The following is a 19,664-nucleotide window of genomic DNA, read 5'->3' as shown; positions in this document are numbered from 1 at the left end:
GCAGCGTCGAAGTGGGCGCGGGCTCGCCTGGGTGAGCACGATCGCCCCAACCTACGGTACCGTAGGTGTTGAACGCTGCCCCGGGAGGTGGCGTCCCCCGGCACGTGAAGGACCACCATGGCGAAGCAGCACCCGATCATCATCCAGGGAGGCATGGGCGTCGCCGTGTCCTCATGGCAACTCGCGCGCGCGGTCGCGAAGACCGGGCATCTGGGGGTCGTGTCGGGGACGGCGCTCGACGGGGTTCTCGCCCGCGTGCTGCAGGACGGCGATCCGGGCGGGCATGCCCGCCGGGCGCTCGCCCATTTCCCGTCTCCCGCGATGGCGCAGCGGGTGCTCGATGCCTACTTCCTCGAAGGCGGACGCCCCGCGGGGCAGCCTTATCGTCCGCACCCGATGCTGACGATCTCTCCTCGCCGCTCCGCGATCGAGTTGTCGCTGGCCGGCAACTTCGTCGAGGTGTGGCTGGCCAAGGAAGGGCACGACGGCGTCGTCGGGATCAACTTCCTGGAGAAGATCCAGACCGCCACGCTCTCGGCGGTGCTCGGCGCGATGCTCGCCGGCGTCGATTACGTGCTGATGGGGGCGGGCATCCCGAAGGAGATGCCCCGGGTGCTGACCGATATCGCTCACGGACGCCCCGCGCACCTCGACATCGCCGTCACCAACCAGTCCCGCACGCATGTCGCGGCGCTGAACCCGCACACCTATCTCGGCGACGAACTGCCGCCGTTGCGGCGTCCGATCTTCTTGGCGATCATCTCGCTGCATGTGCTGGGCGGCTATCTGGCGCGCGACCCCGAGATCCGTCCCGACGGGTTCGTGGTCGAGGGTCCGGTCGCCGGCGGGCACAGCGCCCCGCCGCGCGGCACGATGCGGCTGGATGAGACCGGCCAGCCGGTCTATTCGGCCAAGGACGAGGCGGATCTCACCAAGATGGCGGCCCTCGGCCTGCCGTTCTGGCTGGCCGGTGCTTGGAGCACGCCGGAGAAGGTCGCCGCCGCGCGCGCGGCGGGAGCCGAGGGCGTCCAGTGCGGCACGGTGTTCGCGCTGGCGTCCGATTCGGGGCTGACCGATGAGCTGCGCGGACGCCTCCTCGACGAACTCCGTGCCGGCACGCTGGTGGTGCGCAACGATCCGCTCGCCTCCCCGACCGGGTTCCCGTTCAAGGTGGCCGAGCTGTCCGGGACGATGGCCGAACCCGAACGCTACGAGGCGCGCAACCGCATCTGCGACCTCGGTTACCTGCGTGCGCCGGTGGAGAAACCCGACGGCACGATCATCTACCGGTGCGCCTCCGAACCGGTGCACATGTTCGTCAAGAAGGGCGGCGACATCGCCGAGACGGTGGGCCGCAAATGCCTGTGCAATGCGTTGTTCGCCAATATCGGCATGCCGCAGCTGCGCAAGGATTCCTACGCCGAAGAACCGGCGATCACCTTGGGCCAGGATCTCGAGGGCGCCGAAGGGCTGCTGCGGGCCTACCCCGGCGGCTGGGACGCCACCCAGGCCGTCGAATGGCTGCTCAGCGCCGTCGAGCAGCCGAGCGCCGAGTAACCGGTGCCGGGGCATCGCGGGGCATCACATCCCTGTGTTCAGCTTTGTTTAAGACTCTGTTAACGATCTGAACTCGATCGGTGCCACGGAGAGTTCCTCGGCAATAGGCTGTCCCGCGGTGGAGGCGAGGCCTTCGGAGAAGAGGAACAAAGGCATGGCGCAGTCGGTGTCCCCAGACGGTCGGGTGGCGGTCAAGGAGCAGGTGACCAACGAGATCGAGGGGCTGCGCCCGCAGTTGCTGGACCTCAGCCACACCATCCACGCCAACCCGGAACTGTCCTGGGAGGAGCACGAAGCCGCCGCCCTGGTCGCGAAGACGATGGGCGAGGCCGGGTTCCAGGTCGAGGTGGGCGCCTACGGTGTGGAGACCGCCGTCGAGGCCGTCTACGGCGACGGTGATCTCACCGTCGTCATCTGCGCCGAATACGATGCGCTGCCCGGGGTGGGGCACGCCTGCGGTCACAATCTGATCTGCGCCGCGGGCGTCGGCGCCGCACTCGGGCTGGCGACGGTGGCCGAGCAGGCCGGCCTGCGCGTGGTGCTGCTGGGCACCCCGGCCGAGGAGCACGGCGGCGGCAAGGTCTCGCTGCTGGAGGCGGGCGCCTTCGAGGACGCCGACCTCTCCCTAATGGTGCACGGCCTCACCGCGACGCCCGGCATGACCGCGGACAGCCACAGCGCCAGCGGCATCCTGTTCACCGCGGTGGACCGGTTCCAGGTGATCTACACCGGACGCACCTCGCATGCGGCCGCCGCGCCCGAACTGGGTATCAACGCCTCCAACGCGGCGGTGCTCGCGCTGAACGCCTTCGCGATGCTGCGCCAGCAACTGCCGAAGAGCACCAACCTGAACGCGTTCATCTCCCATGGCGGTGACGCGACCAACATCATTCCCGACCGCACGGTCGTCCAGGTCGAACTGCGCGCCTACGACCTTGACGTGTGGCGCGATATGAAGCAGAAGGTGCTGCGCTGCTTCGAGGCGGGCGCCATCGCGACCGGCTGCACCTGGGAGTGGGAATCGACCGAACACCCCTACCTGCCGGTGAAGAGCGACGAGACGCTGTCGCGGCTGTGGGACGTCAACTTCGCCGCGCGCGGCCGGACGATCGACCCGGGCATCCACCAGGGCGGCGGGTCGACCGACATGGGCAACGTGTCCCAGGTCGTCCCCGCCATTCACCCGCTGGTCACCATCCGCGGGCATCAGGCGCCGCCGCACAACCCGGCCTTCACCGCGGTGGCGGCCAGCCCCGAGGCCGACGACACCCTTATCGACGGCGCGGTCAGCATGGCCGCCACCGTCCTCGATGTCGCGCTGACCCCCGGCCTGCGCGCCGATTTCAAGGCCCGCAAGGCCGCCCGCCCCGCCGGGGCCACCCAGGCGAAGTTCATCGCCTGATCCGACTGGCCCGCCTCGACGACCCACCCAACCGAAAGGTCCCTCATGGCCTCATCATCCGGCGCGAGCGAGGCGGTCACCGCCGCCCCGCAGCGCGAATTCAACATCTCCCTCAAAGACAAGGGCTTGTGGGCGCTGGTCGGCCTCATGGTCATCATCGCCTCGATCGCCCAGTTCATCGGTCCGCTCAACATCCCCTTCGGCAATGCCTCGATCATGCTGCTGCCGATGATCTGGGCGCTGCTGATGGGCGTCCTCATTTCGGGCCAGCGGTTCCGCCCGCTCTCGGTCGACCTGCAGCACACCGCGAACGCCATCATGAGCGTCGCCGTGCTGGTGCTGTGCGGACGCCTCTCGCTCACCCTCGGCCAGCAGATCCCGGCACTCATCTCCGCTGGGCCCGCGCTGCTGCTGCAGGAACTGGGCAACGTGTTCGGCTCGCTGCTGCTCGCCCTGCCGCTGGCCGTCCTGCTGCGAATGGGCCCGGCCACCGTCGGCGCGACGTTCTCGATCGACCGTGAGCCGTCCTTCGCGATGGTGACCTCCCGGTTCGGCTCGGACTCCCCGCAGTACCGCGGCGTGCTGTCGATGTACGTCTTCGGCTCGATCTTCGGCGCGATCATCGTCAGCCTGGTGGCCTCGGTCATCTCCTCGCTGGGCATCTTCCGCTGGGAGGCCCTCGCGATGGGCTCCGGCGTCGGTTCGGGCTCGATGATGGCCGCGGGCATCGCCTCGGTCAGCGCCGCGCACCCCGAGAACGCGGACACGATCGCGGCCTACGCCACCACGGCCAACCTGATCGCGAGCCTGGCCGGCGTCCCGCTGGCGCTGTGGATCTCGCTGCCGCTGGCGGACCGGTTCTACAAGTTCCTCACCCGCCGCCAGAAGGAAACCGGCAACAGCGAGGTGGCCGGCAAGATCAGCGCACTGGCCAAGGTGCTGGATGTGCCGAAGGTGAACCTGCATCCCGGCGCGAGCCTGCTGATCATGAGCATCGGCGGCCTGGTCACCGCCAGCATCGTGAAGAAGGGCTTCTCCTTCGACATGGTGCTCACCTACGCCCTGATGTCGGCGATGGTGGCGCTCGGCCTGTGGCTGGCCTCGGTCACCAAAGGCAAGGTGCCCGCGCTGATCGTGGTCATCGTCGTCGGTGCCTACATCACTTCGCCCTACTTCCCGGGTGCGGAGCGGGTGCTGGCGACCGCCGCGTCGGTCGACTTCCTCTCGGTGATCACCTTGATGCTGGCCATCGCCGGTCTGAGCATCGGCAAGGATCTGCCGATGCTGCGCCAGATCGGCTGGAAGATCCTGCCCGTCGGCTTCGTCGTCATCGGCGCGACCTTCCTCGCCTCGACCGTCATCGCCGAGGTGGTGCTCGCGATCCTGCACCGGTGATGCCGCTCCCGGCCTGATCACGGCTTGATACGTCGCCCGCCCTGGGGTTCCCGGGGCGGGCGACATCTGTTTGGTTTGGCGAGGTAGTCCGCCCGCGCCGCCCGGTGCGTTCACGTTTGCCCGGGTTAAGTGCAGTCGCCCGGGTTAAGCACAGTCGCCCGCCACGTCGCCCGGTGTACTCACCGTCGCCCGGGTAGGAAACCGGGCGAATGCTCGGGAGCCGGGCGACAGGTGCGACCAGGTCGCCGAAGGTGGGGCTGAGTGTGGACAAATCGCCGATCAGTCATTACTGGGAGTCCCTGGCGGGTGCCCCCACGGCAGCCGGACGCGGTTCGTGGCGTGGTTCGCGGATCCACTCCCGGGCCATGGCGACCGACCCGATCGCCGCACCCGCGGCGTCCGACACCACGGCGAAGCTCATCGTCACGTAGATGGTCTCGCCGCCCGGCCCGGCAGCCTTGGTGTGCCGCGGGCGTCCGTCGGAATGCAGATGACCGGACGCCATCGCGGCGAAGAAACCGCGATCGTGCGAGGAGCGCAGGCGCTCGGGGATCATGATCTTCACGTCCTGGCCGATCGTCTGCTCCGCCGTCCAGCCGAACAGCCGCTGGGCGGCGGAGTTCCAGACGCGAATGATGCCCTCACGGTCGATCACGATGACCGCATCGCCGGCGCAATCAAGAGCGGCGGCCTTGAGGTGCAGAAGGTAGTCCGTCGTTGGATCAGTCAGCATGCCCCATTGTGCGCCAGAGGCCCGCAGATTCGCTCATCGCGTGGGGGTGCGTTGGTGGTGATCCTGTGTGATTCGGGACCGTTGATCGCTGCCGCGGTGCGTACCGACACCCATCTATCGCTCGTGTGGCATGCGCCGACGCTGATCCTTCTTCCGGAACGAGACTAGCCAACCTCCGCCCGGGCGTTTTGCCTCCGGGCGGAGGTTGGCTAGATCGCGTTTACTTGCTGGGGGCCGGCGTACCCATCGTGAGCCAGCCGATCGACGATCCGAGCACCATGGCGACGAGGCCTCCGGTGATCGCGATGCCTGCCGCGGCGGTGGCGGAGCCGGCGACGGCCGTCAGCAGGGCGACGGTCAGCAGGGCGTACAGGACCTTGAGGGTGTGATCGTGGGTGACGGTGGCGGTACTCATGGGAGTGCTCTCTTTCATGGGTGGCGTGCAGGAACACTCGCCTTGCTCCCGCACGATGTGCGCACCCGAACCGGGCGCTACATCAATTGTCCGCCTCCCGGTTGGCAAGAGCAAAGGAAGGCGCCCTATGTCCACTACGCGAAACAAATCTGTCCAGAACCACGTCTTGGCCCGCAAATGTGTGCCCGTTTGCCGGTCGGGACGGGGTGAGCGGGTCAAGTGGAGCGTGGGTTCCGTCGCCTGGCGTAGGACGTTGTCACCGCTGGTTCGTCGAGGAGCCCGGTGCCGAGCGGTGACGCGAGAGGAATCGGGTTGGTAGCCAGACCCGTTTCTTCTCACGTCACTGCGCAGGTCCGAACCGTTGGCGTCGGAGACCTCGTCTCAGGGTGCGGGTGGTGTCGTCGCCGTACTGGTCGAAGGCGACCTTGTTGAGGATGGCCCGCGGCGGACGAACGTGGTCATGACGGAGCGTAGGTTCCGTCGCCTGGCGTAGGACGTTGTCACCGCGCGGGTGCTGCAGCATGTGCGCGACGACGGTTGGATGCGCCGAGCGACCGAGCCTGCGCTCCGTCGCCTGTGGTCGCCGCCGGTGCTGTCAATGTAGAGGTGTGGCGAGTAGACGCACCACGACTTTGCATTGAGGACGCGGACGCCCTCGTGAGGGCGCGGCCTTACCTGCTTGCCGGCTCAGCCGCTGGCGGTGGTGCCCTGGTGTGTCGACTGGTGCGGCATGGTGTCGCAATTCATACCTTGCCGGGTATGTAATGCAGCACCAGACTGCACAGCCGAGGTGGATCGTCCGGTTGGCCGGGATGTGAGGCGCGCGTCGTCGCCGGAGAGGGGGGCCGTCAGCAGTAGCATCTCCGGCGCGATGCCTGCGGTGGTGGCTCAGCCGGCGGCGGCGGTGCCCTGGCGCCAGTAGCCCATGAACGCGACCTGGCGGCGGCTCAGCCCCAGGTCGCGGACGAGGTGGCGGCGCAGGGTGGTGACCACGCCGCTCTCGCCGGCCACCCACACGTACAGTCCGGGGACGCCGGCGTCGTCGCGGATCTCTTCGCCCGCACCCGAATAGGTGGGGGTCTCCCACACCGGGAACTCCGAATCGTCGTCGTGGACGCCTTCGCGCTGGCGTCCGCCAAGGTGTTCGAGCACCGACGGGATGAGCCGGGATCCGAATGAGGCGCCGTCGCGGGGAAGCCAGCGCACCTCGAATCCGGGCACATCCGGCAGCGGCAGTGCGTCGCCGGCGTCCGGCACCTCGATGAACGCGATGCCGCGGGGCCCGGGCTTCAGGTCGAGCAGGATGCGTGCGATGGCCGGGGCCGCGGTCTCGTCGCCGGCGAGCAGGATCGTCGACGCATCGCCGGGGCGGAACTCGACTCCGCCGTTCACTACCCCGCGGCGCGGCCCGACCAGCAGCACCCGGTCGCCGGGGGTGGCGGCGTTCGCCCAGGCGGACGCCGGACCGGTGGCCCCGTCGGCGAGGTGCAGCACGAAGTCGATGACCAGGCGGGTGTCGTCGCCCTCGCCCTCGATGTCGCGGATCGAATAGGTGCGCATCGCACCGCGCTCGCCCGCCTGCAGCGCTTGCCAGCGGGGCCACCAGTCGTCTCCGTCGCCGAGATCGGGCAGCAGCCCCGAGGGGCCGGGCAGCACCACCTTGATCCGCTGGTCGTAGATCTGCCCGGGCGTGCCGAACTCGCTCAACCCGGGGCCGGTGAACCACACCCGGACGAAGGTGGGCGAGACCCGTGCGACGTGGTCGACGGTGGCGGTGACGACGAGGCTGGGCGGCATGATCGGCGACGCTATCAATGAGCGCACGAGGGGGTTGTCTATTGCCGGCGGACGGACGTGCTGGCCTGCTCGAGGGGTGGTGTGACGGGATCGTGAGGTTGAACGGACGACCATTTGCAGTTTGTAGTCTTTGTTACTACAATTGAGCACGTACCCCGGTTGGGGGTGCACACAGCCGTGCAGGGCACGGTCAGTGTTCCTGCACATCACATGTCAAGGAGCACTCATATGACCATCACCGCCGTCGCCCGCACCGCTGCCCACGAAGCCGCCGAGGCTGCCGCGTCCGTTCGTCCCGCCGCCCGCAACCGTGTCAGCGACGTGATTCTCGGGATCATGTCCATCACCTTCGTCGTCGCCGTCTACGGTGCGGTCACCCTGTCGGCCCCGGTCCTGCTGACCGCCGGTGTCGCCACCGCCCTGCTGGGGCTGTCCTTCGCCCTGTTCTCGCCGGTCGTTCCCACGAGCGGCAAGTGAGCGCTCGGGGCTCTCGGCGGCCGCGATGTCGCCGGGGAGCGGCCGGGCTGGTCCCACGGCCACCGTTTGAGTAAGAGGGGCGGACACCCACAGGTGCCGCCCCTCTTTCCTTGTCTTTGGGTCGTATGCCCGCCTCAGTTTGCGGGGAACTCCGCCCTCAGGCGTTCGAGGACCCGCCGGTTGGCGTCGTCGGCACGCTCGTGCCAGCCGAAGATGCACACCGAGAACACCCCGTCGAAGCCCACCTTCCGCAGCGAGTCGAACAGCGTCTCCCATGGCACCTCGCCCAGGCCGACCTCGTTGTGCTGGTGGACGCGGGCGTCCACCCCGGGCGGGTTGATGATGTAGCGGTTGCCGTCGTTGGCGAGGTGGTTGAAGGCGTCCGCCACGTGCACCTCGCGCAGCCACGGCGCGGACGAGGTGATCATCCGGTCGACATCGCCGGCCCCTTCGGACAGGTGGAAGGTGTGCGGCCCGCAGAACTCGTAGCCCATCCACGGCTTGTTGACGCCGCGGATCAGGCTGATCGCCTCGTCGTGGGTCTCGATGAAGTCGTAGGGGTGGGCCTCCATGGTGAGCCGGATGCCGTAGCCCTCGAAGGCCGGGATGAGTTCCTCCATCGAGCGGTACCACTGCGCCTCGCACTCGCGCGGCGTGTTCGGGTTGCCCGAGAACTCCGAGACGATCTCGCGGACGCCGAGTTGGTCGGCCAGTTCCAGCAGCCGCCGCCAGTTGCGCACCTGCGCCTGGCGTTCGGTCTCATCGGTGGAGGACCAGTTGAACACCGGGTTCAGCGTGCGAATCGGGATGCCCGACTCCTGGGACGCCTTCTTCAGGCCCGCGACGAAGCCGTCGTCGGCCTTCGGGTAGCGGTGCCAGAAGTGGAACTCGGTGTTGGGGGAGAGTTCCACTCCGTCGAAGCCCAGTTCCTTGGCCTTGAACAAGGTGTCGGCGGTCGACATCGACCGGTAGTACATGTTGGGATCCAAGACAATCTCGACCACAGTTCACAACCCTCTCCGGAGGCGTCGCCTCCGCTCGCCTTACGTCTGTTTGGTCAGTTCCCGACCGCGCCCGGACTCAAGGACATGACGGAGATCTCCTCGCTTCGTTGCGGTGGGTGTGACGTCACCGTCGAGTTTGTCACCTACCCGAAGGCCTGTCAACGGATTTGATAGGACATAGTTGGACGGGGTGGTGAGCGGTTCGTGGGGTCCGCTCGCCACCCCGGTTGACCGACGGAGGGAGCCGTATCCGGCTACGGCTCGATCTCGGTCATGCCGCCGACCTTGAACTGGTTGCTCTTGTAGGTCAGCTTGAGCACCTGCGCCTTGTCCGACACCGGCACCCGGTAGTCCGGGAAGAACGCGTTGAGGTAACTCTTGATCAGGTACGGGTGCGTGAAGACGACGACCTTGCCCTCGGAGGCCTGATACCTGAGAGCGATGTCCTTCAGCATGGACTGGAGGCGCCCGGCCGCGAGCATCGGGTACTCGCCCTCACCCTCGCGCGGGGTGAGGCGGAGGATGCCGTCGGGGGAGCGCAGCAACGCGAGATCCGCAGCGGCGCTGTTCTGCAGGGTCGCGATCTTCTCGCCTTCCCAGTACCCGAGGAACAACTCGTTGAGCCGGGCGTCCTCGACCGCGTCCTTGGCCTGATCCGGGTAGGCGATCGCGCGGGCCGCGCGCGAACGTCCCTGGTCGCTGCTGTAGATCGCGGCCGGGGTGCCACCGACGGCGTCCGGAATCTTGGCGGCCGCCTTCTCGCCGGCCTCGACCAGGTTGGAGTCCACGCCGCCCTCGATCAGGTTCTTGCCCTGCAGCAGGGTCTGCGGCGAGGTCACCAGGTGGATCTCCAGATCCTTCTTCGCACCGTAGAGCTTCTCGCCGTTCTCCATGAAGGAGGTGATGCCCTCCTCGACGAGGGAGAACTTGCCGTCCTTGTACTCGACGATGGTCACGCTCGTGTTGGGGACGCCGTGCGGGTCGGCGCCGGTGAACTTGGTGGCGTAGAACCCGATGGTCGAGTGCGACGCGACCAGGATGTTCCCCTTCTTGCCCTGGTGCTGCGAGGCGATGTTCTTCAGCCCTTCCTCATAGCGCTGCGCGAACTGATAGGTCGTCTCCGCGCCCTCGACCGGTGAGACGAAGTCCTTCTGGTCCACCTTGCCCAGGAAGTAGTTGTAGTCGTTCCCCTCGTGCCCATAGCGCTCCGGGTACTCCTCCGGGTAGGCCGCCTCCATGACGCCCCAGTTGATGTCGCGCACGTTCTCCTCGACCGTGATCGGCATCTGGACGCCGAGGCCGGCCAGCAGGTATTCGGCCGTCTCGTGGGTGCGGTTGAGCGGGCTGGAATACGTCGCCAGGAACTCGACCTTCTCCTGCGCCAGTCCGAGTCCGGCGTAGTAGGCGAAGGCGCGGCCCTTCTCGGTCAGCGGGGCGCTGCCCGCCGACGCGATGCTCATCTCCTTGATGTTGGTGTAGGTCTGGCCGTGCCGGACCAGGTAGAAGCGCAGATCGGTGGCATCGCCGGCCGAGGGCTCGTTCGGCGCGGGCGGCGTGCAGGCCGTGGCGAAGACCAGCACCAGCACGCACAGGATCGCGGACCATGCCGACTTCAGGATTCTCATGACTTTCCTTATCAAGCGTCGTAGGTGAGAAGGCCCGAGACCTCGGGCACTGGCTGCCAGATCCCCAGCGCGGCCGAGCGCAGGGCCGCCTCGTTGACCTCGGCGGCCGACCAGCAGTCGGCGACCGAGGGGGCGATCTGGCGTCCGGTCAGCACAGACTCGATGAACTGGGCGGCCTCGATCGTCTTCATGTCGTCGTAGCCCATCGAGGTGCCGGGGCTGGGCTGGAACCTGCTGAAGTGCGGGAAGTTGGCCCCCGCCATCACCCGGGTGTACCCGGGGAACTCGTTGCCGCGGCCCAGGCACAGCTCGAGGTCGTTCATGAACTCGAAGTTCCACCGCAGCGAACCCTCGCTGCCGTACACCTCGACGACGTACTCGGCCCGCGGGCCCACCGCGACCCGGCTCGCCTCGAAACTGGCGGGGATGCCGCCGTCGAGACGGGCGAGCATGCCGAGGTAGTCCTCGTTCTCGACCGGTCCCTTCTCGTCGGAGAGTTCGTAGCCGGAATGGCCGACACCCACCTTCGCCGGGATCGGCCGTTCGGTGATGAACTGGCCGGTGTTCGCCATCACCGACTCCACTCGGCCGACCAGGTATTGCACCAGGTCGACGCCGTGGCTCATCAGGTCGCCGATGACGCCGCTGCCGCCGGTGGTGCGGCTGTCCCGCCAGGTCAGCGGGCCGTCGGGGGAGGCCGCGTAGTCGGCGATCAGCCAGCAGCGGACGTGGTAGAGCCGGCCGAGGCGTCCGGCGCGGATCACCTCGCGCGCCTTCTCGATCGCGGGGGTGTGCCGGTAGTTGAAGCCGACCGAGGTGATCAGGCCCGCCTGCTCGGCGGCCAGGGCGATGTCGCGGGACTGGGCCGCATTGACGCCCATCGGCTTCTCGATCCAGAACGGCTTGCCCGCGGCGGCGGCCGCCAGAGCGACCTCGCGATGCAGGAAGTTGGGCGAGCAGATGGACACCACGTCCACCTCCGGGTCTTCGATCAGCGCGCGATAGTCCTCGACCGCGCGCGCGAAGCCCATCTCACCGACGGCCGCCTCGCGCGTGGCGGGCACCGTGTCGCAGGCGCTGACCAGGCGAACACGGGCGTCCAGTTCGGGGAAGTGTTCGCGGATTCCCCGGTATCCGCGTGAGTGCAGGCGTCCCATCCATCCCAGACTGACGACTCCGACTCCGATGTCGCGAGGCATAACTGTTCCTTTCATGAGTAGTTGATGGTTTCGCTGGCGCCCGAGGCCAGGCTGCGGACCGCGGCCTCGGCGATGGCTTGGGCCTTCCAGCCGTCGTCGAGGCTGGGCTCGATCGGGGCCCCTGTCTGCAGCAGCCGGACGAAATGGGCCAGGGCGAGCGCGTAGGTGGGGCGGGCCCGGTCGAACCAGCCCTCGGGCATGCCGCCGGTCACGGCGTGGCCCGCGCCGTAGCGGGTGACGGCACGGACGCGGTGACGCATGGACTCGACCAGCCCGGACGAGCCGAGCACCTCGATCCGTTCGTCGTAGCCATAGCCGGTGCGGCGGGCGCAGTCGACCTGGACGAGCGCGCCGCCGGGCAGGGTGAGAGTGCAGACGCTGGTGTCGACATCGCCGTACTCGGCCAGGCGCGGATCGGCCAGCGCGAGAGCCGGCCGCGAACATCGCTACGGGGTCGGCGCCGGCGATCCACCGGGCCAGGTCGAAGAAGTGCACCGCCTGGTCACGGAACTGGCCGCCGGAGACCTTGATGTAGTCGAGCGGCGGCACGGCCGGTCCGCGACTGGTCAGCTGGATCAGTTCGACGCCGCCCACGGCCCCGTCGTCGACGAGGCGCTTCAACTCGGCGTGGTCGGGGTCGAATCTGCGATTGAAGTTCATCATCACCCGGGCGCCGCGGGCGTGGGCGACGACCTCGCGGGCGCGCTCGATGTCCAGGTCGATCGGCTTCTCACACAGGACGGCCACGCCGGCGTCCACGGCCGCGGTGAGGTGACCGGCGTGCGCGTCGGTGGAGGAGGCGATGAAGACCGCATCGACACCGTCGAGGGCCTCCTCGACACACGCCGCGGCGCGAACGCCGTACCGGTCCGCGATGACCGCGGTCCGCTCGGGCGAGGTGTCATGGACCGACACGAAGGCGACGTCGGGGTTCTCGGCCAGGTTCCGGGCGTGCACCGAACCGATGAATCCGGCGCCGAGCAGGGCGAAACGCTGCATGGTTCTTTCCTTTGGGCAGGGAGGTGGGGGAGTCCCATCCGGACGCCGGCGGCGCCGGGCGCGGCTTGGGGGTGAAAGCAGCGCGGGCCGCTCCCGGGTGTGGGAACGGCCCGCCTGCTTGAGGGTGAATCAGCTGAGCTTCTGCTTGAAGACGTCCTCGAGCTCTTCGAGGGTGTGGCCGCTCGTCTCGGGAACCTTGAAGTAGATGAACGCGATGGCCAGCAGCCCGACTCCGAAGAAGACGAAGAAGGTGCCGAAGCTGATCGCCTCGGTCAGCATCGGGAAGAACTGGCCGACCAGCATGTTCGTGACCCACAGCAGGAACACGGTGACGCCGATCATCGCGCCACGGGACTTCAGCGGGTAGATCTCGGAGACCATCAGCCACACCAGCGGGCCGATCGTGGCCTGCATGATGAATACGAACGTCACGATGATGATCAGCAGAACCCAGCGCCGGGCCTCGCTCGACTCGGGAATCAGCGTGCCCGCCAGGCCGGCGAGGAGGTGGGCCGTGGTCGTACCGACGAAGCCGAACAGCAGGATGCCACGACGGCTGAACCGGTCGATGACCCACTTCAGCGCGATCAGCATCGCCGACACCGAAGCGACGCCGTTGAAGACGTTCACGATCAGCGCGACCTGGTGGGAGAAGCCGGCGTCCTGCAGCACGAGCTCGCCGTAGTACATCATCGAGTTGATACCGGTGAGTTGCTGGAACACGCCCAGGCCGATTCCGATGAACAGCAGCCGGCGCATCCAGCGGGTCGCCATCACCTCGCGGAGGCTGCCTTCTTGCTCGGCCGCGGCCTCGGCCGCGAGCGCGCGGACCTCAGTCATCTCGGCTTGGGCTCGCTCTTCGCTGCGGACCTGGCGGAGCACGTTGAGCGCCTCGTCGTCGCGGCCCTTCAGCACCAGCCAGCGCGGGCTCTCGGGCATGCGGAGCATCCCGAAGAACAGTGCGACCGCCGGCAGCACGGCGATGGTCATCATGTAGCGCCAGGTGAACGGGTTGGCTTCGAGGACGTTGCCGATGATGGCGTTGATCAGGAAGGCCGCGAACTGGCCGGTGACGATCATCAGCTCGTTGCGGCTGACGATGGAGCCGCGGTGCTCGAACGGGGCGACCTCGCCCAGGTAGACGGGCACCGTCACGGACGCGCCACCAACCGCGAGGCCGAGCAGGAAGCGGCAGGTGAGCAGGATCGGGAAGGTCGGTGAGAACACGACGCCCATCGCCGCGAAGAAGAAGATGACCGCGAGGATCAAGATGAGCTTACGGCGTCCGAGCGCGTCGGAGAGGCGTCCGCCCACCATGGCGCCGATGGCGCAGCCCGCGAGCAGGATCGAGGTGATCAGGCCGACCTGGAAGGCGGTCAGCTCCGGCGCGCCTCCGGTGAGGCCTTGATCGACGCGCATGAAGCCGATGGCGCCGTTCAGGACGCCGGTGTCGTAGCCGAAGAGGAGGCCGCCGAAGGTGGCGACGACCGCTACGAGGCCGAGCCGCTTGTTATAAGGACCGTCACCGAGGGGTGGCAGCTTGCCCCCGATGGGTTGAACTGACTGGTGTGACACACTCATCTCCTTCGATTTGTGGGTCGGCGTTGTACCGGGGCGCCTAGCTCGCGCGGGCCCTTCGGTGGAACCCCGCGGTCGCGGTTGTCGACGCAGTGTCGGGTGGCGGCGCCCTCTCAAGCTATTCATATGTCAGTAGCATGTCAACAGAAACCCATCAAAAGTTCGCTCAAATCATGTCCATGTTTGACGTAAGGGGTTGCGCCCTCCGGGGCGATCCGCCCTAGTGTGCGGCCTGTCCGTGTGTGGAGGGGGTGCTCCAAGGCAATCTCCCGCGATGTGGGGCGTGTGAACGAGGCGTTGCCGACAGTTGCGACGAAGTCTTGTCATGACAAGAAGGGCTCGCGCGGGTTACCCTGGCGAACATGCCCGGGAGCATTCGCCTCAGCCGGGCGGGGCCGGACCCATCAACGACGACACGGCGACAAGGAGTAACCAGACGATGAAGACGATCGAACACTGGGTGGACGGAGCTTTCTACACGGGCTCACCGACGGGACGCATCGGCGTGGAGAACCCCGCCACCGGCGAGATCGAGGCCGAACTGCTGCAGGCGTCCGCGGCCGACCTCGACCATGCCGTCGAGGTGGCCCGCCGCGCGCAGCAGGAGTGGGCCAAGGTCCCGCTGGCCAAGCGCGTCGACATCATGTTCAAGATGCGGCAGCTGGTCCTGGATCACTCCGACGAACTGGCCCGCTCCATCGTGGCCGAGCACGGCAAGAACTACTCTGACGCCATCGGTGAGCTGCAGCGCGGTCGCGAGACCCTGGACTTCGCCTGCGGTATCAACGCGGCACTGAAGGGCGAGCACTCCTTCGACATCTCCCGCGGTGTCGACATCCACACCCTCCGCCAGCCGGTCGGCGTGGTGGCCGGCATCTGCCCGTTCAACTTCCCGGCCATGGTGCCGATGTGGATGCACCCGGTTGCCATTGCGACCGGTAACGCCTTCATCCTGAAGCCGGCCTCGCCGACGCCGACCGCGAGCCTACTGACCGCCGAGCTGTACAAGCAGGCGGGCTTGCCCGACGGCGTCTTCAACGTGGTCTCCGGCGATCGCACCACCGTGGAGAAGATCCTGGAGCACCCGGGCATCGACGCCATCTCCTTCGTCGGCTCGACCCCGGTCGCGCACATCGTGCAGAACGTCGGAGTGACCCACGGTAAGCGGGTTCAGGCGCTCGGCGGTGCCAACAACCACGCGATCGTGCTTCCGGACGCCGACCTCGACTTCGCGGCCGGACACATCTCGGCGGCGGCCTTCGGCGCGGCCGGCGAGCGCTGCATGGCGCTGCCCGTCGTGGTCGCCGTCGGCGGCGTCGGCCCGATTCTGGCCGAGAAGGTCAAGGCGCATGCCGAGCAGATCAAGGTCGGCCCGGGCATGGAGGACGGCGTCCAGATGGGGCCGGTGATCAGCGCCGCCGCCAAGAAGCGCATCGTCGGGCTGATCGACGATGCCGAGTCCCGCGGTGCGAGCGTCGTCCTCGACGGCCGCTCGCTGGTGATCGAGGGGCATGAGAACGGTCACTTCCTCGGGCCGACGGTGCTCGACGGCGTCCCGCTCGAAGCGCCGGTGTACTACGAGGAGGTCTTCGGGCCGGTGCTCACCATCGTGCACGCCGACAGCTACGCCCAGGCGATCGAGATCGTGAACGCCTCCGAGTTCGGCAACGGCGCGGCAATCTTCACCAACGACGGCGGCATGGCGCGGCGCTTCACCCTCGACGTCGAGGCGGGCATGGTCGGCGTCAACGTGCCGATCCCGACCCCGGTGGCCTACTACTCGTTCGGCGGCTGGAAGGAGTCGCTGCTGGGCGACCACCACATCCACGGCCCCGAGGGCGTCCGGTTCTACACCCGCGGCAAGGCGATCACGTCGCGGTGGCCGTCCGAGCGCACCTACGCGGCCACGATGTCGTTCCAGCGCGAGGACTGACCCTCACTCACGCCAGGGGGCCGTCGCATGCATGCCGTGCGGCGGCCCCTTTGTCGTGCCCGGCGGCGTCCGTGCTGGGTGGCCGGATGGGTGCCGAGAAATTTGTCAGAGAGCCGATCTCATTTGACTGCACAAAGCTGGGGCCGGCGCTAGCATGGAAGCAATCTCCATCACGGAGTCTTCAACGACGAGGAGGCAAGGCTCATGCCCTCGAAGGCACGCAATATCAACGACCCGAAGTACTCGAAGCTCTCGATCGGTGTCTGCCCTGATCAGTGGGGCGTCTGGTTCCCCGAGGATGAGAAGCAGATGGATCCCCGCCGGGCCATGCAGGAGATGGCCGAGGCCGGCTTCGAGATCATCGAGACCGGGCCGTTCGGCTACTTCCCGAAGGATCCCAAGGAACTGGAGCGCTGGACGAAGGAGTTCGGGCTGAAGGTCGTCGCGGGTACCGGCTGGGGCATCCTGCACAAGGCCGAGGCCTGGGCGGAGACAGAGAAGACGTTCCGCGCCATCGCCGAGACTCATGCCGCGGTCGGCGCCGAGTACATCGTCCATCTGCCGCCGCTGTACCGCGACGACAAGACCTGGGAGTGGACCGACGACCGCGTCCTGTCGCCCGAGGCGTGGAATCTCTACGTCGAGAACGCCAACCGTCTCGGCACCATGCTGCTCGACGAGTACGGGCTGAAGATGGTGCTGCACCCGCACGGCGACTCCCACATCGAGACGCCCGAAGAGATCGCCCGCATCTTCGACGCGACCGACCCCAAGTACGTCAACCTGTGCCTGGACTCCGGCCACGTCGTCTACGGCGGCGGCGACCCGGTCGAACTGGTCCGGCAGTACCCCGAGCGCATCACCTATGTGCACATCAAGGCCTTCGACGAGGACATCACCCGTGAGGCGCACGAGAAGGACTGGCCGTTCGGCGAGGCCGTCGCCAAGGGCGCCTCGGTCTGCCCGCCGGCAGGCCTGCCCGAGATGCACGCCTTCATCGACGCGCTCGCGGCCCTCGACAAGGACATCTACTGCATCTGCGAGCAGGACTGCTACCCCTGCGAGCCGACCTTCCCCAAGCAGAACGCCATCAACATGCGCAACTACCTGGCCGAGTGCGGTCTCGGTCTGGCCTGACGCCTCTCACTCCTGAAGGAAAGGAACCCCTCCATGACACTCCGTATCGGACTCATCGGCGCCGGCGGCATGGGCCGTGCGCACGTCGAGCGCATCGAGAACGAACTCGCCGGTGCTCGCGTCGTCGCGATCGCCGACATCAATCTGGACGGCGCCAAGGCCGTCGCCGAGCCGCTGGGCGCGAAGGCCTACGGGTCCGGTGCAGAACTGATCGCCGATCCCGACGTGGACGCCGTGGTGATCGCCACCTTCGGCAAGGTGCACGCGCCAGACCTGCTGGCCTGCATCGAGGCCGGCAAGTACGTGCTGTGCGAGAAGCCGATGACCACCACCGCCGAGGACGGACTGGCGATCCTCGAGGCCGAGCAGCGGGTCGGCAAGAAGCTGGTCACGGTCGGCTTCATGCGCCGCTTCGACGCCGGCTACCAGGAGATGCGCAAGGCGCTGGAGAGTGGCGAGTTCGGCTACGCGACGCTGGTGCACTGCCGCCACCGCAACCCCTCGGTGCCCGAGAACTACACCACGCGCAATATGATCGACGACACCGCGATCCACGAGATCGACATCTGCCGTTACCTGCTGGGCGAGGAGATCGTGAAGGTGCGGGTGGACGCCCCGCGCGCCACCTCCAAGCGCTTCCCGCATCTGCAGGATCCGCTGGTGCTGGTCGCGACCACCGAGTCCGGCGTCCTCATCGACGACGAGGTCAACGTCAACATCCAGTTCGGCTACTCGATCGAGTGCGAACTGGTGATGGAGGCGGGCACCATCCGCCTCGGCGACCAGGAGAAGACGGTGATCCGGGACGGCCACGGCAACCGCAACGCCATCTGCGGCAGCCACATCGACCGCTTCCACGCCGCCTTCAACCAGGAGTTCCAGCAGTGGATTCGCGCCGTCGAGCGTGACGAGCACACGGGGTCGTCGGCCTGGGACGGCTATGCCGCCACCTGTGTCGTGGACGCGGGCCTCGAGTCGCTGGAGAACGGCGGACGTGAGGTCGAGGTCTCGATGATCGCCAAGCCGGCGTTCTACGCCTGATCCTCAGTCAAGCACCCGCCCGATCGCTCAGGGGCGCGCCGCAGCACGCGGCGCGCCCCTGAGGCGTCCTCAGGCCCAAGCTTCGGAATATTTGTCAGGACAAATAGATGTCACTGGCTCACTTTCTCGGTACGATGGGGCCATGCACTTGCGTGCAGCAAGCTGCGTCGGAAGGCATGGAGGCCCCATAAATGACAGCACAAATACCATCCACGATGAAGGCTGCGGTCCTGCGCGATAGCGAGCGCGGACTGGAGATCGAGCAGATCCGTACCCCCCGCCCGCGCGCCGGCGAGGTGCTGGTCAAGGTCAGCGCCTGCGGCCTGTGTCACTCCGACCTGCACGTCATCGGCGGAGCCATCGCCTTCCCGCTGCCGTGCGTCCTCGGTCATGAGGTGGCCGGCGAGATCGTCGAGGTCGGCCCGGGCGTCGAACACACCGGGCTCGCGGTGGGGCAGCGGGTGGCCGGCGCCTTCCTGATGCCGTGCGGCCAGTGCCCGGCTTGCGCGCAGGGCCGCGACGACCTGTGCGGGCCCTTCTTCGACATGAACCGGCTCAACGGCACCCTCTACGACGGCGAGACCCGGCTGGCGGACCTCGACGGTGCGCCGATCGCGATGTACTCGATGGGCGGGCTCGCCGAATACTGCGTGATCCCGGCCACCTCGGTCGCGCCGGTGCCGGACTCGATCGACCCGGTCGCCGGTGCCGTCCTCGGCTGCGCGGCGATGACCGCCTACGGCGCGGTCCGCCGCGTCGCCGACCTGCGCTACGGCGAGACGGTCGCGGTGGTCGCCACCGGCGGCGTGGGCTCGAACATCATCCAGATCGCCCGGGCCTTCGGCGCCCGCCAGGTGATCGCGATCGACGTGGCCGACGACAAACTGGACGCCGCCCGCGAACTGGGCGCCACCGACGTGGTCAACTCGATGACCCAGGACGTCCGCGAGACCGTCTTCGGCCTCACCGGCGGCCGCGGCGTCGATGTCGCCTTCGAGGCGCTCGGGCGTCCGCAGACCTGGAACAGCGCGCTCAACGCGCTGCGCGACGGCGGCCGGATGGTGCCGATCGGCCTGGGCGCGGGCGTCCAGACGGCCGAGGTCGAGATCAACCGCACCGTCCGCCGTTCCCAGTCGATCCTCGGCAGCTACGGCGCCCGCACCCGGCAGGACCTGCCCGAGGTGATCCGGATGGCCGCCGACGGCACGATCCGCTACCAGGAGATCGTCACCCGGCGCTTCAGCCTCGATGAGGTCGCCGAGGGCTACGCACTGCTGCGCCGCGGCGAGGTGCGCGGACGCGGCGTGGTCGACATGTCGCTGTGAGCCGCGCGAGCGGCCGCTGACCAGGCCGGGGTGCCCCCTCTGATCTC

General features: G+C 67.7%; 16 protein-coding genes and 1 pseudogene. 8 read left to right on the top strand and 9 right to left on the bottom strand.

From position 1 onward, the window contains the following. The first annotated feature begins 117 nt into the window (after window positions 1-117). The 3 genes from QM708_RS06460 (at window position 118) to QM708_RS06450 (ending at window position 4,354) form a co-directional block, all read left to right on the top strand. Window positions 118-1,557 (top strand): nitronate monooxygenase, encoded by a 1,440-nt coding sequence (locus QM708_RS06460; RefSeq protein ID WP_415105649.1) that lies wholly within the window; start codon window positions 118-120, stop codon window positions 1,555-1,557. Between the two features lie 154 nt (window positions 1,558-1,711). Further along, on the top strand, window positions 1,712-2,959 hold the full coding sequence (locus QM708_RS06455; protein ID WP_415105646.1) for a M20 family metallopeptidase: 1,248 nt from the start codon (window positions 1,712-1,714) through the stop codon (window positions 2,957-2,959). A 45-nt stretch (window positions 2,960-3,004) separates the two neighbouring features. After that, window positions 3,005-4,354 (top strand): DUF3100 domain-containing protein, encoded by a 1,350-nt coding sequence (locus tag QM708_RS06450; protein WP_415105644.1) that lies wholly within the window; start codon window positions 3,005-3,007, stop codon window positions 4,352-4,354. Between the two features lie 286 nt (window positions 4,355-4,640). Here the strand turns inward: QM708_RS06450 and QM708_RS06445 are convergent, their stop codons facing one another. The 3 genes from QM708_RS06445 to QM708_RS06435 form a co-directional block, all read right to left on the bottom strand. After that, window positions 4,641-5,087: a PAS domain-containing protein gene (locus tag QM708_RS06445; RefSeq protein ID WP_415105641.1), complete on the bottom strand. Its 447-nt coding sequence runs from the start codon at window positions 5,085-5,087 to the stop codon at window positions 4,641-4,643. A 220-nt stretch (window positions 5,088-5,307) separates the two neighbouring features. Then, on the bottom strand, window positions 5,308-5,502 hold the full coding sequence (locus QM708_RS06440) for a hypothetical protein (RefSeq protein WP_415105638.1): 195 nt from the start codon (window positions 5,500-5,502) through the stop codon (window positions 5,308-5,310). Window positions 5,503-6,390: 888 nt separating this feature from the next. Next, window positions 6,391-7,299, bottom strand: coding sequence for a siderophore-interacting protein (locus QM708_RS06435; RefSeq protein ID WP_415105635.1), 909 nt, complete (start codon window positions 7,297-7,299; stop codon window positions 6,391-6,393). 228 nt (window positions 7,300-7,527) lie between these two features. Between QM708_RS06435 and QM708_RS06430 the strand changes: the two genes are divergently transcribed. Next, window positions 7,528-7,776 carry a hypothetical protein gene (locus QM708_RS06430; protein ID WP_415105633.1) on the top strand — a complete coding sequence of 83 codons (249 nt, stop codon included), beginning with the start codon at window positions 7,528-7,530 and terminating at the stop codon, window positions 7,774-7,776. A 134-nt stretch (window positions 7,777-7,910) separates the two neighbouring features. Here QM708_RS06430 and QM708_RS06425 read toward each other — a convergent pair whose 3' ends face one another. The 6 genes and pseudogenes from QM708_RS06425 to QM708_RS06400 all read right to left on the bottom strand — a co-directional run bounded on the left by QM708_RS06425 (window position 7,911) and on the right by QM708_RS06400 (window position 14,184). Further along, window positions 7,911-8,753, bottom strand: coding sequence for a sugar phosphate isomerase/epimerase family protein (locus QM708_RS06425; RefSeq protein ID WP_415111322.1), 843 nt, complete (start codon window positions 8,751-8,753; stop codon window positions 7,911-7,913). A gap of 281 nt (window positions 8,754-9,034) precedes the next feature. After that, on the bottom strand, window positions 9,035-10,405 hold the full coding sequence (locus QM708_RS06420) for a 2-carboxy-D-arabinitol-1-phosphatase (protein ID WP_415105630.1): 1,371 nt from the start codon (window positions 10,403-10,405) through the stop codon (window positions 9,035-9,037). 11 nt (window positions 10,406-10,416) lie between these two features. Then, window positions 10,417-11,604 (bottom strand): Gfo/Idh/MocA family protein, encoded by a 1,188-nt coding sequence (locus QM708_RS06415; RefSeq protein WP_415111319.1) that lies wholly within the window; start codon window positions 11,602-11,604, stop codon window positions 10,417-10,419. An 11-nt stretch (window positions 11,605-11,615) separates the two neighbouring features. Beyond that, window positions 11,616-11,966, bottom strand: coding sequence for a Gfo/Idh/MocA family oxidoreductase (locus QM708_RS06410; RefSeq protein WP_415111316.1), 351 nt, complete (start codon window positions 11,964-11,966; stop codon window positions 11,616-11,618). Between the two features lie 115 nt (window positions 11,967-12,081). After that, a pseudogene (locus tag QM708_RS06405) lies at window positions 12,082-12,603 on the bottom strand (Gfo/Idh/MocA family oxidoreductase); the annotation flags it as partial. A 129-nt stretch (window positions 12,604-12,732) separates the two neighbouring features. Continuing rightward, window positions 12,733-14,184: a sugar porter family MFS transporter gene (locus QM708_RS06400; RefSeq protein WP_415105627.1), complete on the bottom strand. Its 1,452-nt coding sequence runs from the start codon at window positions 14,182-14,184 to the stop codon at window positions 12,733-12,735. Window positions 14,185-14,620: 436 nt separating this feature from the next. Here QM708_RS06400 and QM708_RS06395 point away from each other — a divergent pair, with 436 nt between their 5' ends. From QM708_RS06395 to QM708_RS06380, 4 genes are all read left to right on the top strand, one after another. Then, window positions 14,621-16,114 (top strand): CoA-acylating methylmalonate-semialdehyde dehydrogenase, encoded by a 1,494-nt coding sequence (locus QM708_RS06395; protein WP_415105625.1) that lies wholly within the window; start codon window positions 14,621-14,623, stop codon window positions 16,112-16,114. A 204-nt stretch (window positions 16,115-16,318) separates the two neighbouring features. After that, complete coding sequence (locus QM708_RS06390; protein WP_415105622.1) at window positions 16,319-17,251, top strand: sugar phosphate isomerase/epimerase family protein; 933 nt, start codon at window positions 16,319-16,321, stop codon at window positions 17,249-17,251. Between the two features lie 33 nt (window positions 17,252-17,284). After that, window positions 17,285-18,292, top strand: coding sequence for a Gfo/Idh/MocA family protein (locus tag QM708_RS06385; RefSeq protein WP_415105619.1), 1,008 nt, complete (start codon window positions 17,285-17,287; stop codon window positions 18,290-18,292). A 215-nt stretch (window positions 18,293-18,507) separates the two neighbouring features. Continuing rightward, the gene (locus QM708_RS06380; RefSeq protein ID WP_415105616.1) at window positions 18,508-19,617 is read left to right on the top strand and encodes a zinc-binding dehydrogenase; all 1,110 of its coding nucleotides are present in this window, start codon (window positions 18,508-18,510) and stop codon (window positions 19,615-19,617) included. The last annotated feature ends 47 nt before the right edge of the window (window positions 19,618-19,664 follow it).

Origin of the sequence: Propioniciclava sp. (assembly GCF_047602245.1) — a bacterium.
GTDB lineage: Bacteria > Actinomycetota > Actinomycetes > Propionibacteriales > Propionibacteriaceae > Propioniciclava.
This window is presented reverse-complemented; position numbering and strand designations above follow the sequence as displayed.